The following is a 14,155-nucleotide window of genomic DNA, read 5'->3' on the forward strand; positions in this document are numbered from 1 at the left end:
CGCTCTCCTCGTCAGGCGTGCTGGCTGCTGACGGCGACGACTTCGCCCGTCATGTACGAGGAGTAGCCGGACGCCAGGAACACGATCACGTTGGCCACCTCCCAGGGTTCGGCGTACCGCCCGAACGCCTCCCGCGCGGTCAGCTCCTCCAACAGCTCCGGTGTGGTCACCTTCGCGAGGTGCGGGTGCATGGCGAGGCTCGGCGCCACCGCGTTGACGCGCACCCCGAACTCGGCGGCCTCCAGGGCCGCGCACCGGGTCAGCGCCATCACGCCCGCCTTCGCGGCGGCGTAGTGCGCCTGTCCCGCCTGGGCGCGCCAGCCGATGACGGAGGCGTTGTTGACGATGACGCCGGTGCCGGCGTCCCGCATCAGCCGCAGCGCGGCCCGGGTGCAGCGGAAGGTGCCGGTCAGCGTGACGTCCAGGACGCGGGACCACTGGTCGTCGGACATGTCGACGAGAGGTGCGGTCCCGCCGAGCCCGGCGTTGTTGACGACGACGTCCAGCCGTCCGTGGTCCGCCACGGCGGTGTCGAACAGGGTCCGCACCTGGGACTCGTCGGTGACATCGCACGGCAGGGCCGTCACCGCGCCCGGGAAGTCCCGCCCGAGCTCGGTCTCGTACTCCTTGAGCCGCCGCGGGTGCGCGTCGCTGATCAGCACCCGCGCGCCCTCCTCCAGGAACCGCCGCGCGGTGGCGCCGCCGATGCCGGCGCCGGCCGCCGCGGTGATGACGGCGGTGCGCCCGCTCAGCAGTGCGTGCCCTGGCTCGTACGCCGGAGTCTCGACGCCTGTCATAGGGCCACGCTAACCTACCAAACACTTGTTAGGGAAGCGCCGTCGAAGGGCTGTTGCCGATGGACCTCGCCTTCACACAGGAAGAGGAGGCCTTCCGGGCCGAGGCCCGCGCGTGGCTGACCGCCCATGTGCCGTCCGAGCCGCTGCCCTCCCTGGAGACCGCGGAGGGCTTCGCGGCGCACCGCGCGTGGGAGGCCGAACTGGCCACGGACCGCTGGTCGGTGGTCGACTGGCCGACGGCGTACGGCGGCCGGGACGCGGGGCTGGTCCGATGGCTGCTGTTCGAGGAGGAGTACTACGCGGCGGGCGCCCCCGGACGCGTCAACCAGAACGGCGTCAGCCTGCTCGCACCGACCCTCTTCGACCACGGCACGCGGGAGCAACGGGCGCGTGTGCTGCCGTCGATGGCCGGTGGCGAGGTGGTCTGGGCGCAGGCGTGGTCGGAGCCGGAGGCCGGTTCGGATCTGGCGTCCCTGCGCTCGAAGGCGGTCCGTACGGAGGGCGGCTGGCGCGTGAGCGGGCAGAAGACGTGGTCGTCGCGGGCGGCCTTCGCGGACCGCGCGTTCGGCCTGTTCCGCAGCGACCCGGACACCCCGAAGCCGCACCAGGGTCTGACGTACCTGATGTTCGACCTGCGTGCGCCGGGCGTCACGGTCCGCCCGATAGCCCGCCTGGACGGCAAGCCGGCCTTCGCGGAACTCTTCCTCGACGAGGTGTTCGTGCCGGACGAGGACGTGATCGGGGAGCCGGGGCAGGGCTGGCGGATAGCGATGTCGACGGCGGGCAACGAACGGGGGCTGAAGCTCCGCTCCCCCGGCCGTTTCCTGGCCGCCGCGGACCGTCTGCACCGTCTGTGGGAGGCCCAGGGCAGCCCGGCGCGGACCGGCGACCGGGTGGCGGACGCGCTGATCGGAGCCCGCGCCTACCGGCTCTTCACCTTCGCGGCGGCCTCCCGCGTCCTGGACGGCGCGGCACTGGGCCCGGAGTCCAGCCTCAACAAGGTCTTCTGGTCGGAGTACGACATCGCGCTGACGGAGACGGCCCTGGATCTCCTCGGCCCCGAGGGCGAGCTGGCGGACACCGACTGGTCCGAGCGCTACGTCTTCTCCCTCGCCGGCCCCATCTACGCGGGCACCAACGAGATCCAGCGCGACATCATCGCCGAGCGCCTGCTCGGCCTGCCGAAGGGACGCCGGTGATGAGGTTCCTCGTGGACGCCGAGCAGCGTGCCTTCAGCGCCTCGGTGGACGCGATGCTGACCGCCGCGGACACCCCGGCGGTGATACGGGCCTGGAGCCGGGGCGACCACGCGAGGGGACGCGCGCTGTGGGCGCGGGTCGCGGAGGCGGGGGTCTTCGCGCTGGCGGTTCCGGAGGCGCATGAGGGCCTGGGCCTGCGGCCCGTGGAACTCACCTTGGCCTTCGTCGAGTTGGGCCGGCACGCGGTGCCCGGCCCGCTGGTGGAGACGGTCGCGGCGGCGGCACTGCTGGCGGGACTGGACGACCAGGGCCCGGCGAAACGCTGGCTGCCCGCGCTGGCCTCGGGCGAAGCGGCGGCAACCCTGACCACGGGACCGTACGCACTGGACGCGGACATGGCCGACCTACGGCTGACGATCTCCCCGCCCCTCAGCGGTCCTGGCGCGGTCACCCCCACCGAGCTTCGCCTGGCTCCCCCACCCGGCCCCCCGCTCCCCTCCCTCGACCCCGCCCGCCGCCTCTTCCCGGCCGACCCCCGCCACGGCGAACTCCTCGCCACCGACCCGGCGTCCCTCGCCCCCGCCCTGCTGCTGGCCCGCCTCACCACCGCCGCCCAGGCCCTCGGCGTCGGCCTCGCGCTCCTCGACCGGACCGTCTCCTACGTCAGGCAGCGCACCCAGTTCGGCACCCCCATAGGCTCGTTCCAGGCCGTGAAGCATCGCCTCGCCGACGCCGAGGTCGCCCTGGAGTTCGCCCGTCCCCTGCTCCTGGGCGCCGCCCTGACCATGGCCCCGGAGGACGTCGCCGCCGCGAAGGTCACCGCGTGCGAGGCGGCGTACACCACCGCCCGTACCGCGCTCCAGCTGCACGGCGCGATCGGGTACACGGCGGAGTACGACCTGTCGCTGTGGCTGACCAAGGCCCGCGCCCTGCGGACCGCCTGGGGCAGCCCGGACGAGTGCCGGGCCGCCGTCCTCAGTGGTGGTCGCCGCTGCTGATCTGCCGGTACTCCTCCGCCGTCGGCTTGGGAATCCGCGTCTCGGGCCCGAACATCGCGTACGCCAGCCGCGCCCGCACCCGCTGGGAGACCGTGACCGGCCGCCGCACACCGTTCGCGTCGACGAGCGGTCCGATCTCGTACGGCGGGTTCTGCTCGTGCTGGGTGAGGGTGTGCAGCTGGTCCTGCGCGAGGGGTTCGTGGATCTCGACGTACTCCCCGTGCGGCAGCCGCTTGATGACGCCCGACTCCCGGCCGTGCAGCACCTTGTCCCGGTCCCGGCGCTGAAGCCCCAGACAGACCCGCTTCGTCACGATGAACGCGAGCACGGGCACGACGAAGACGGAGATCCGCACGAACCAGGTGATCGCGTTGATGGACAGATGCAGATGCGTGGCCACGATGTCGTTGCCGCCGCCGATCAGCAGGACGACGTACAGGCTCAGCCAGGCCACGCCGAGGCCGGTGCGCACGGGGACGTTGCGCGGCCGGTCCAGGATGTGGTGCTCGCGTTTGTCGCCGGTGATCCACGCCTCGACGAAGGGATAGACGCCGATGGCGAGCAGGATCAGCGGGAAGAGCGAGAAGGGGATGAAGACACCCAGCACCAGGGAGTGGCCCCAGGCGCTGATCTCCCATCCCGGCATCACCCGGATCAGTCCCTCGGAGAAGCCGAGATACCAGTCGGGCTGGGCGCCGGTGGTGACCAGGTCCGGACGGTAGGGGCCGAACGCCCACACGGGGTTGATCTGGGCGAGCCCGCCCATCAGGGCCAGCACGCCGAAGACGAGGAAGAAGAAGCCGCCCGCCTTGGCCACGTACACCGGCATGAACGGCATCCCGACGACCGTCTTCTCGTCCCGGCCGGCACCCGGATACTGCGTGTGCTTGTGGACGAAGACCAGGATGAGATGGGCGACCACCAGGCCCAGCATGATCCCCGGCAGCAGCAGGACATGGATCGGGAACAGTCTCGGGATGATGTCGTGGCCCGGGAACTCCCCGCCGAACAGGAAGAAGGAGAGATACGTCCCGATGATCGGGACCGACAGGATCGCGCCCTGCGCGAAGCGGATGCCGGTGCCGGACAGCAGGTCGTCGGGGAGGGAGTAGCCGGTCAGTCCGGTGAGGATGCCGAGCATCAACAGGGTCCAGCCGAACACCCAGTTGAGTTCGCGGGGCTTGCGGAACCCGCCGGTGAAGAACACCCGCATCATGTGCACGAGCATCCCGGTGACGAAGACCAGTGCCGCCCAGTGGTGGATCTGCCGGATCAGCAGCCCGCCGCGCACATCGAAGCTGATGTCCAGCGTGGACTCGAACGCCCGGGTCATCACGATGCCGTTGAGGGGCTCGTACGAGCCGTGGTAGACGACTTCGACGCCGCTGGGCTCGAAGAACAGGGTGAGATAGATGCCGGTGAGGATGATGACGAGGAAGCTGTAGAGGCAGATCTCGCCGAGCATGAAGGACCAGTGGTCGGGAAAGACCTTGCGCATGTTGGCCTTGGCCAGCCCGTACAGGCCGAGCCGCCCGTCCGCCCAGTCGGCGATCTTCTCGCCCTTCGCGGGGGTCCGTCCCCGCGCCTCGTCCACCGATCGCGCGCCGTCCATAGGCCGTCGCCTCTCTCGTCGGATCACCTTTCAGAGTGGCACGACGACGCGGCTAAGCCAACGGCGGGAGCGGCCTCGCGAGGGACTCCCGCGCACGCGCCCCGGCCGGCGCCCGGTTCAGGCGCCCGGCGGGATGATCCCCTGCGCTCGCGCGGCCACCAGCCACTTCGGGAACTCCCCGACGATCCGGTCGTACAGCTCGCTGTCGGACACCTTCCGCGGCTCCGCACCGGCGTGGAAGAACCCGGCGTTGTCGACGACCCGCTTGTCCGGGACGGCCAGTTCGTCGAGCTTGCGCAGATAGTCGAACTGCTTGCTCCTGGTGTCCCCGAACCCGATGAACTGCCAGAACAGCGGGAGCTTCGCCGCCTTGCACAGGTACCGCTCGGCGGCGAGCTTGTTGATCGGGCCGCCGTCGGTCTGGAAGACGACGAGGGCGGGTGCCCGCGAGCCGCTGTCGAGGTAGTGGTCGATGACCGCGTCCATGGCCAGGTGGTAGCTGGTCTTGCCCATGTGCCCGAGCCCGGCCACGATCCGCTCGATCCGCCCCTGGTGGTCGGCGAGCGCGATCTCGGTCTCGGCGTCGACCTCGGTGGAGAAGAACACCACCGGCACGGTGCCGTCGTCGTCCAGGTGCGCGGACAGTCCGAGCACCCGGTCGGCGAGCGCCTGCACACTGCCGTCCTTGTAGTACGGCTTCATGGACCCGGAGTAGTCGACGACGAGGTAGACCGCGGCCCGCAGCCCGTCCAGCCCGTGCTTGCGCAGCGAGACCCCTGCGCTCTTGTAGAGGCTGACCAGCGCGGGCGCGGTCTCCTCCACCTTGGTGAGACTGATCGCGGACATCCCAGCTCCCCCTTGCCGCCCCCTTGGACGTGCCGAGCGTACGTCACGGGAGGCCCGCCGCTCGCCCTGTCCCCAGGCGTTCGCTATTTTGTTCGCCGCCGTACCAACCGGCTCATCGATCGTCCCTTGCCCCTAGGAGCCGGCCGTGGAACCCGAGTCCGCCGTCACCACCTGTTACCGCCATCCCCAGGTGGAGTCCCATGTCCGCTGCACCCGCTGCGAGCGGTACATCTGCCCGGACTGCATGCGCGAGGCGGCCGTCGGCCACCAGTGCGTGGAGTGCGTGAAGGAGGGCGCGCGGTCCGTGCGCCAGGCCCGGACGGTCGTCGGCGGGCGGGTGTCGGCGGTGCCGCTGGTGACGTACGTCCTGATCGGGCTCAATGTCCTGGCCTACCTCGGCGAGGTGATCCGCCCGGAGATCGTGGACCGTTTCTCGATGCTGACCGCCGGTCTGGTGGGCCCGGACGGCGGCCACTACGTCTACCAGTCCTCCTACCCGTCGGACTTCCACGCGGAGGGCGTGGTGGCAGGGCAGTGGGAGCGGCTGCTGACCAGCGGCTTCCTGCACCTGGAGCCCACTGCGGGAACGTTCGGCCTGATGCACATCGTGATGAACATGTGGTCGCTGTGGCAGCTCGGCCGGGTCGTGGAGCCGATGCTGGGCCGGGTCCGCTATCTGGCGCTGTACCTTCTGTCGACGGTCGGCGGTTCGGTCGCGGTGCTCCTGATCGCCGCCCCGGGGGAGGGTGCCGTGGGCGCCTCGGGGGCGATCTTCGGCCTGGGGGCGGCGTACTACGTCCTGGCCCGCCGGGTGGGCGCGGACATGGGGGCGGTCAACCGCCTCATGGTCTTCCTGCTCGTGTGGCTCGTGGCCTCCGCCACCTTCACCTCGTGGGAGGGCCACCTCGGCGGCCTGCTCACGGGCGGCGCCGTGACACTGTCGTACGCGTATGCTCCCCGCGGACCACGGCGCGGGTTGATCCAGTCGGTCGCCTGTGTGGCGCTGCTGGCGCTGCTCGTGGTCCTGTCGATCGCGAAAGTCTCGGAGCTGACCCGGTGAAACGAGCAAGGACCGTTGTGCTGTTCGCGGCCGTACCCGTCGTCATCACGGCGGCGGCCTACCTGCTCGCCCCCACGGACTCCGCCGACACCCCGGGACAGCCGTCGGTGTCCGCCTCGCAGCGGGCGCTCGAGGAGGCCAAGAGCCGCGCCGAGGAGGAACGGGCGGCGGACGACGAGGCGATCGCCGGCCTGCCGGCCGGGCTGTCCGCGCCCGCCAAGAAGGAGCTGGCCCAGCAGATCGTGGCGAGCGCCGAGAACTCCACCCTCGACTGGCGTTCCGCCTACGGCTACATCGAGGACATCGGGGACGGCCAGGGCTACACGGCCGGCATCATCGGCTTCTGCACCGGGACCCACGACCTGCTCACCCTGGTCGAGCGCTACACGAAGGCCCACCCGGACAACGGTCTGGCCCGCTACTTGCCCGCCCTGCGCGAGGTCGACGGCACGGACTCCCACGAGGGCCTGGACCCCGGCTTCACGAAGGCGTGGAAGGCGGAGGCCGAGGTGGCGGCCTTCCGGCAGGCCCAGGACGAGGAACGCGACCGCGTCTACTTCGACCCCGCGGTCCGCCTCGCCAAGCTGGACGGTCTGGGGACGCTGGGCCAGTTCGTCTACTACGACGCCATGGTCTTCCACGGGCCCGGCACCAACGCCACCAGCTTCTACGGCCTGCGCGAACGCGCGATCCACGAGGCCGACCCGCCCTCCGAGGGCGGCTCCGAGAAGGCCTACCTCGACATCTTCCTCGACATCCGCGAGCAGGCCATGCGCACCCGGCACGGGGACATCGACACGTCCCGCGTCGACACCGCGCAACGGCGGTTCCTGTACGACGGGAAGCTGGACCTGGGTACGCCGCTGACGTGGCAGGTGTACGGGGAGACCTTCAGGGTGCCTTAGGAGGCCCCCTCGGGGGCTTCGCGGGACGCGCCCCACGTCTCCCGCAGCACCCGCTCGGCCGGTTTGCCGTGCGGGGTGTACGCCAGCTTCGCGGGGGTCTCGCCGCTGTCCGGCCAGTCGTCCCACATCCACCAGCACACCCCGGCCCACCACTCGCGGCCCGTGAACGTCTCCAGCAACGCCCGGTAGGCGGCGGCCTGTTCGGCCTCCCCGCCGCGGTCGCTGAGGTCCCAGGCGTACGGCGCGGTGGTGGAGCCGCGCTGGCTGACGTAGCCCGCCTCGGTGAACAGGATCCGCCGGTCCTGGCGCCGGGCGAACGCGGCGAGCTCCTCGACGATCGGCTGCCAGGCGCGGCGCAGACGGGCGGTGTCGGCGGTGGGTCTGCCGGACAGCGGCCAGTAGGCGTCGATGCCGATGAGGTCGAGTTCCTTCCAGAAGTGGATCCCGCGGTACTCGTCGTAGTTGGCGGCGTAGGTCAGGGAGCCGTCGTAGTGGTCGCGGACGGTGTCGACGACCCTGGTCCAGGCCTCGGTGTCGCCGGAGACCCCGGCGAGTTCGGTGCCCACCGCGAGCCGTTCGGCGCCCGTGTCGGCCGCGATGCCGGCGTAGTGGGTGAGGAAACGGCGGTAGGCGGTGAACCAGGCCGAGCTGTCGCGGGGGCGGATCTCGGCGCGGTCGGCGTCGCCGGGCAGGTCCACGTGCGGCTTGATCATCACCTTGAGGCCGGCCGCGTGCGCACGGCGCACGATCCGTTCCAGGCTCGCGTCGCTCGCGGTCTCCTCGGTGGGGCGCATGACCGTGTCGGTGCGCCGCTGCTGGTACCAGGTCGGGGTGAAGGTGACCCAGCGGGCGCCGGTCGCCCGGATGTCCCGCAGATAGCGGTCGGCGGCGGGGCTGTCGTAGTCGGTGCGGTACCAGGACGGCAGGGTGATGCCGCGCATCGTCGAGGTCGCCTCCTTGCCGCCGGCGTCGCTGGAGGCCTTCGTGGTCGTGCAGCCGGCGGCGAGGAGGACCGCCACCGCGGCAGCGGCGACGGTCCTCCCCTTCATGAGCGGTGTCCTCACAGGCTCGTCGGGCTGACGAAGGTGTAGCCCAGGGCCTCGATGCCGTCGATCGTCTCCTTGAGCGGCTGGGTCGGGAAGTACGGGTGGTAGAAGAAGCTGGCGAAGCCGTCCCGGACGGCCAGGTTGGCCCTGGCCGAGGCGATGAGGTCGGCCGGCAGCCGTGGCGGATGGTTGTTGTACGCGTCCGGCTCGTAGTTGCCGATGTTCTCGGGCAGCACCTTGGTGCCGTACACGTCCCGCACCACGTACGGGAAGAACTGGCCGATGAACACGTTGGGTCCGGCGGAGTTGCCGCTGAGCGTTCCGGAGAAGTACAGCGAACGCTCCAGTCGGGCCGCGTAGTTGGCGCCGAACACCCGGTAGTCGGTGGCCGATGCCGCGTAGTGCGGGGTGGTCCACAGCGTGGGCTTCGGCAGCCCCGCGGCGGTGAACGCGGCGAGCGCGCTGGTCACCCGGCCCTGTGCCCAGGCGGTGGAGTCCCCGGCGACCGGCCCGTCGTAGACGACGTTGTCGGAGGCGTCGACGTGGGCCCGGTAGAACTCGAAGTCGTCGCCGGTGACGCCGTTGTAGGGGTTGGCGACGGTGCCGTACTGGTGGGTGTAGCCGTGGTTCATGAGGACCGCGCCCCGGGCCAGCATGTACTTCAGGGCGCTGACCACCTGCGGCCGCTGGGCGAGGGTGACCGTCTCGGGGACCCCGTTGTTGTAGGTGCCGTTGGGGTCGGTGTAGACGGGGATCACGTTGATGCCGTAGGCGATGTTCTCCGCCTTCAACAGGTCGGCCATCGCCCGCAGTTCGGAGGGTTCCGAGTCGGGGCTGATGTCCTCCAGGCGCAGGAGCGCGCGGTGCCGTTCGGTGGTGGCCGGCGCGAGGGCGTCGAAGAGGAGGTCCTCCAGGACGATGATCCGGTCGCTCTCGGAGACGTACGCGAACGGGATCTCACCGATGTAGGTCAGGTTGGACGACCGCACGGCCCACCCGAAGGTGTGGGCGTTGGAGGTGTCCAGGCCCTCCGCGACCCTGGTGACGGCGGGATAGCCGGGTCCGGTGAGGACGTTGGGGCGCAGCACCCCGCCGTCCTGGCCCGCCGGGACCTTCCGGGTGAGGGCCTGGTTCTTGTACGTCACCTGTGTCACGGTGCCGATCGAACCGCCGTCCTCGTAGTACGACGTCGTCGGGTCCCAGCCGTACTTCTGCGTGAACTGGGGTACGCCGACGGAGTTCGCCATGTTCCAGATGTTGGCACCCATCCAGATCACGGGCTTGGTCGTGGTGGAGGCGTCCTGGTAGAAGGCGGCCGGGATGGCGTCCGGGGTGTCGCAGCAGTAGTAGGTCGAGCCGATGTAGACCACGGCCGAGTACGAGTCGACCATGCCGGCGGTGTACTGCTGGACGGGCTTGGCGGTCACGGCGCCGAAGTGGCCCGCCAGGTTGGCCGCGGCCATGGCGTACAGCTCGCCCAACTGCCCGTAGGGGCCCGCGGTGTCGTAGAGGACGAGGGTGGTCGGGTCGGCCGCGGCGGCGACGTCGGCGGCCTGTAGCAGCGCGGCTTGCCGGGTCACGGCCGAGGCGGTCCGGACCGGGAAGGCGGTCGCGGTCGAGAGGGTGGTCGCCGAGGGCTTCCGGCGCTGTTTCGTGTGGCGTGCCCGGTCGGCCTTGAGCTGGGACTTCGCCCAGCTCTTGAGATCGACGCGGCTCAGTCCGGATGCGCCGCCGACGTTCTCGCGGCCGGGCCGGTCCCCGCCCGGGGCGGCCTGGGCGCCCGCGGCCAGGAAAGTGCCGCTGAGCAGGGCGGCGACGAGCAGCAGGAGCACGGAGAACTTCGGGATTCGCCGTCTCCGGGTACAGATCACTGGTCTCACTGTCATTCCCCCCACTTTGCCAATCCTTGGCAAAGGTTTTTCACAATAGGAAGTCACTGATTCTTATGACGGCCACGAGGGGTGTCAATGACTTGAAGGGTGAATTCCTGCAGTACCAGGAGACGACACCAGAAGATCGGACATGCCCTTTTTCTGATTAACCCTCTGAGTCACCCCCGACGTCTGCTACGTTCACCTTCGCGCGATGGGGACGCGCTGTGAAATGTGTGGGGGGACAATGTACGGACGACCCGCCCTGGGGGCTCTGCTGCCTCTGGCAGGGGCGATGGCCGCGCCAGAAGCCGTGCCAGGGCTACCTTTGGCCAAAACCTTACAGGCAACGGCCGGGGCCGGATTCCTGCTCTATTGCCTGACCGCCTGTCTGATACTGCTGGCCCGGATACGGCTGCGCCACCAGGCACGAAAAGCGCAGGCCACCGCCGGGAGCAGCCATGATCACTGAGCTGCTCCTGTGGTCGAGCATCACTTTGATCATTATGGCCGGCTGCTACAACACCAGCCTCTTTATGCTGTCGAGGCGCAGAATTCGCCGTTCTCGAACAGACCGGAGAGACCGGTTCTATGTATTTCTTCTCGCCTGCCTCAACGAGGAGAAAGTGCTTTCCGAAAGCCTGGCACGGATCACTTCGCTGCCTGCCCGGAATTTTATGGCACTGGTGATCGATGACGGTTCGGACGACCGCACCTCGCAGATCGCGCTGGCCGCCGATCCGACCGTGGTCCGACTGCACCGGCGCACTCCGCCGAATGCCCGTAAAGGCAAAGGCGCCGCACTCAACGACGGCGTACGTCACCTGCGGGAATCCGGTCTGCTCGCCGGTCACGACCCGGAAGACGTGGTCCTGTGCGTGGTCGACGCGGACGGACGGCTGGACCCGCATGTCGTGCAGTCGGTCGACCCGTATTTCGACAATCCGAGAACGGGCGCGGTCCAGATCTGCGTCCGTATGTACAACCGGCATCTCGGGCTGCTCGCCCGCATGCAGGACATGGAGTTCGTGGTCTACGGCGACGTCTTCCAGAGCGCACGCCGCTCCATCGGCAGCGTGGGCATGGGCGGCAACGGGCAGTTCATGCGGCTGTCGGCGCTCAACACCCTGGACGGGGACGGCCCTTGGAGCGACAGCCTCACCGAGGACCTCGACCTCGGGGTACGGCTGATCGCCAAGGGCTGGACCAACCAGCACTGCACCACCGCCGCGGTCTCCCAGCAGGCCGTGCTCAGCCTGCGGCGCCTGATCCGCCAGCGATCCCGCTGGTTCCAGGGCCACCTCCAGTCGGCCAATCTCGTCCCGCTCATCCTCAGGGACGTCCCGACCCGTGCCGCACTCGACCTGCTCTACCACCTCTCCAGCCCGGTGCTCATCCTGCTCACCTCGCTGCTGCCGCTGTCCTTCCTCGTCGCCGTCGGCGCCACCACGGTGGCCTCCGTCCAGGCGGGACAGTCGCTCGTCTCGCCCATGTGGCTGCTCGGCCCGTATCTGCTCTCGTTCACCGCCGCCTACGCGTACGGCTTCATCTATGCCAAGCGTGAGCGGGAGCTGGGCCTGGTGCGCTCGGTCCTGCTCGCCCATGTCTTCGTCTTCTACGGCTACATCTGGTTCTTCGCCGGCTGGTGGGGGTTCTGGCGGATGCTCACCGGCCAGCGGGGCTGGCTGAAGACCGCACGCACCTGAGGACATTCAGGCCGCGCCCGATCCCCGCGCGGGTCCTCGTCTCCTGCTCGTCGTACCTCTCTCATCACCCTCGACGTGGTCGCTGCGCCGATCACGCATGCCCAAGGGGGGCACCCATGTCCACATCTCCGTCTGTCATGCCCGTACGCGCCATGCTCGTGCTCGGCACCCGGCCGGAAGCCATCAAACTGGCGCCCGTGGCGCGGGCGATGGCCGCGAGCCCGCAGTTCGAGCCGATCGTCGTCACCACCGGCCAGCACCGCGAGATGCTCCACCAGATGCTCGGCATGCTGTGCGTCGACGTACGCATCGCGCTGGACGTGATGCGCAGCCGGCAGCAGCTGTCCGACCTCACCGCCCGGCTGGTCGGGGAGCTCGGCGGGGCCATGCGCGAGCAACGACCCGACCTGGTCGTGGTGCAGGGGGACACCACGACCGCGCTGGCCGGTGCCCTGGCCGCCTTCTACGAGAAGATCCCGGTCGCCCATGTGGAGGCCGGACTGCGCACCGGCGTCATCGACAACCCGTTCCCGGAGGAGCTCAACCGCAGCCTCATCGGCCGTATCGCCCGCTGGCACTTCGCCCCCACCCCGGCCGCGGCCCGCCATCTGACCGACGAGGGCGTCCCCGAGGAGCAGGTGTTCACGACCGGCAACACGGTGATCGACAACCTGCTGTGGGTGCTCGCCGAGGGCACCGGAGGCTCCGCGTTCCACACCACGGGCCCCAAGCGGATCCTGGTCACCCTGCACCGCCGGGAGAACCAGGGCGAACGGATGCGCGGCATGGGACGGGCGCTGGCCCGGCTCGCCCGGCGGGGGGACGTGGAGATCGTGCTGCCGCTGCACAAGAGCCCGGCCGTGCGGGAGGTGCTGCTGCCCGAACTCGACGGTCACCAGGGCGTCTCGCTCGTCGAACCGCTCGGCTATCTGGACTTCGCCGCGACCCTGGCCGAGTGCGACCTCGTCCTCACCGACTCCGGCGGCATCCAGGAGGAGGCCCCCAGTCTCAGCAAGCCCTCGCTCGTGCTGCGGACGACCACCGAGCGGCCCGAGGCGGTCGAGGCCGGATCGGCCCGGCTGGTCGGCACGGACCCGGAGACCATCGTGGCCTGGGCGGAGAAGCTCCTCGACGATCCGCTGGAGTACCGGCGGATGGCGAGCGCGGGCAATCCGTTCGGCGACGGCCGGGCCGCGCGCCGGATCCTGGACCAACTGGCCGAGGACTTCGCCGCCGATGTCCCGGTCGGCCTCACGGCATCCGGGCCATACTCGACGGCATGACGCCGTCACTCCTGCGCTCGCGCCGACGGATCCCCCTGCTTCCGCGAGGACTTCGGACGGGGCCCCGGTCGGGGCCCCGGTCCGGGCCTCCGTCGGCGCGTCCACCGGGGCCCGCGCCGGAGCTTCCGTCGGGGCCGGGGCGCAGGAGCCGGATCCTGGCCGGAGTCGCACTGGCTCTCACACTGGCGATCGGACTGTCCGTCATGGTGAGCCAGTGCGACTCGGACCCGGAGCCACGACAGACCGCCCCCTGGTCCGACGGTTCCACCCACGGCCGCTGGACCTCCGTGTTCAACGGCCACGGCACCAACACCGGCGACGACGACTCGCTGTCGCTGTCCCCGATGCCCGCCGAGGACCCCGGCACCACCCATGCCGGGCTCGTCGTCAGCACCGCGTCCTACGACGACCTGGGCTTCGAGGCACGGATGCGCACGGTCGAGCAGCTGCGCACCCCGCACCCGAACCCGTGGGAAGTGCCCTGGCTGGTCTGGGCGTACACGGACCCGGAGCACTTCTACTACATCACCCTCAAGCCGAACGGCTGGGAGCTCGGCAAACGGGACCCGGCGTATCCGGGCGGGCAGCGCTTCCTGGCCACGGGGCACGAGGAGTTCCCGGTGGGCGACTGGTCGTCGGTGCGGGTGGAGCAGAAGGGGCCGGCGCTCACCGTGGAGGTGGCCGGAAAGCCGCTCGTGAGCTTCACCGACGCCGAACGCCCTTATCTCCAGGGCCGGGTGGGCGCCTACACCGAGGACGCCACGGTGGAGTTCGAGGGGCTCGACGCTTCCTGAGCATGCGACGGCGCCCGCCATCCGTCCGGTCGGGGACT

At 70.1% G+C, this 14,155-nt stretch carries 12 protein-coding genes; 7 read left to right on the top strand and 5 right to left on the bottom strand.

Annotated elements, in window-relative coordinates; translation table 11 throughout:
• Positions 1–11: 11 nt before the first annotated feature.
• Entirely contained in the window at positions 12–797 is a 786-nt protein-coding gene (locus tag ACIOHP_RS16950; RefSeq protein ID WP_361545075.1) for an SDR family oxidoreductase, read from the bottom strand.
• Between the two features lie 59 nt (positions 798–856).
• On the opposite strand from ACIOHP_RS16950, the gene ACIOHP_RS16955 reads away from it, so the two are divergent.
• Both ACIOHP_RS16955 and ACIOHP_RS16960 read left to right on the top strand, forming a co-directional pair.
• Positions 857–1,996, top strand: a complete 1,140-nt coding sequence (locus tag ACIOHP_RS16955) for an acyl-CoA dehydrogenase family protein (RefSeq protein ID WP_401888147.1) — start codon at positions 857–859, stop codon at positions 1,994–1,996.
• On the top strand, positions 1,996–2,994 hold the full coding sequence (locus ACIOHP_RS16960; RefSeq protein ID WP_401888150.1) for an acyl-CoA dehydrogenase family protein: 999 nt from the start codon (positions 1,996–1,998) through the stop codon (positions 2,992–2,994). Before ACIOHP_RS16955 ends, ACIOHP_RS16960 begins: the two co-directional genes overlap by 1 nt.
• On the opposite strand, the gene ACIOHP_RS16965 is transcribed toward ACIOHP_RS16960, so the two are convergent.
• The gene (locus ACIOHP_RS16965) at positions 2,972–4,606 is read right to left on the bottom strand and encodes a cytochrome bc complex cytochrome b subunit (RefSeq protein WP_401888153.1); all 1,635 of its coding nucleotides are present in this window, start codon (positions 4,604–4,606) and stop codon (positions 2,972–2,974) included. The two genes, ACIOHP_RS16960 and ACIOHP_RS16965, sit on opposite strands and share 23 nt — an antisense overlap.
• A 117-nt stretch (positions 4,607–4,723) precedes the next feature.
• Complete coding sequence (locus ACIOHP_RS16970; RefSeq protein ID WP_361545087.1) at positions 4,724–5,452, bottom strand: VWA domain-containing protein; 729 nt, start codon at positions 5,450–5,452, stop codon at positions 4,724–4,726.
• A gap of 145 nt (positions 5,453–5,597) precedes the next feature.
• Between ACIOHP_RS16970 and ACIOHP_RS16975 the strand changes: the two genes are divergently transcribed.
• Positions 5,598–6,512, top strand: coding sequence for a rhomboid family intramembrane serine protease (locus ACIOHP_RS16975; RefSeq protein ID WP_401888156.1), 915 nt, complete (start codon positions 5,598–5,600; stop codon positions 6,510–6,512).
• Complete coding sequence (locus ACIOHP_RS16980) at positions 6,509–7,417, top strand: chitosanase (RefSeq protein ID WP_361545093.1); 909 nt, start codon at positions 6,509–6,511, stop codon at positions 7,415–7,417. The genes ACIOHP_RS16975 and ACIOHP_RS16980 overlap by 4 nt, the downstream gene beginning before the upstream one ends.
• Here the strand turns inward: ACIOHP_RS16980 and ACIOHP_RS16985 are convergent.
• Positions 7,414–8,466 carry a glycoside hydrolase family 113 gene (locus ACIOHP_RS16985; RefSeq protein ID WP_401888160.1) on the bottom strand — a complete coding sequence of 351 codons (1,053 nt, stop codon included), beginning with the start codon at positions 8,464–8,466 and terminating at the stop codon, positions 7,414–7,416. The two genes, ACIOHP_RS16980 and ACIOHP_RS16985, sit on opposite strands and share 4 nt — an antisense overlap.
• 11 nt (positions 8,467–8,477) lie before the next feature.
• Positions 8,478–10,349 carry a DUF2334 domain-containing protein gene (locus ACIOHP_RS16990; protein ID WP_401888163.1) on the bottom strand — a complete coding sequence of 624 codons (1,872 nt, stop codon included), beginning with the start codon at positions 10,347–10,349 and terminating at the stop codon, positions 8,478–8,480.
• Positions 10,350–10,870: 521 nt separating this feature from the next.
• Between ACIOHP_RS16990 and ACIOHP_RS16995 the strand changes: the two genes are divergently transcribed.
• The 3 genes from ACIOHP_RS16995 (at position 10,871) to ACIOHP_RS17005 (ending at position 14,117) form a co-directional block, all read left to right on the top strand.
• Positions 10,871–12,040, top strand: a complete 1,170-nt coding sequence (locus ACIOHP_RS16995; protein ID WP_401888390.1) for a glycosyltransferase — start codon at positions 10,871–10,873, stop codon at positions 12,038–12,040.
• Positions 12,041–12,156: 116 nt separating this feature from the next.
• The gene (gene wecB / locus ACIOHP_RS17000) at positions 12,157–13,323 is read left to right on the top strand and encodes a non-hydrolyzing UDP-N-acetylglucosamine 2-epimerase (RefSeq protein WP_401888166.1); all 1,167 of its coding nucleotides are present in this window, start codon (positions 12,157–12,159) and stop codon (positions 13,321–13,323) included.
• A 203-nt stretch (positions 13,324–13,526) separates the two neighbouring features.
• The gene (locus tag ACIOHP_RS17005) at positions 13,527–14,117 is read left to right on the top strand and encodes a calcium-binding protein (protein ID WP_361545105.1); all 591 of its coding nucleotides are present in this window, start codon (positions 13,527–13,529) and stop codon (positions 14,115–14,117) included.
• Positions 14,118–14,155: the final 38 nt, after the last annotated feature.

The sequence above is a fragment of the Streptomyces sp. NPDC087859 genome (assembly GCF_044742595.1).
Taxonomy (GTDB): Bacteria; Actinomycetota; Actinomycetes; order Streptomycetales; family Streptomycetaceae; genus Streptomyces; species Streptomyces canus_F.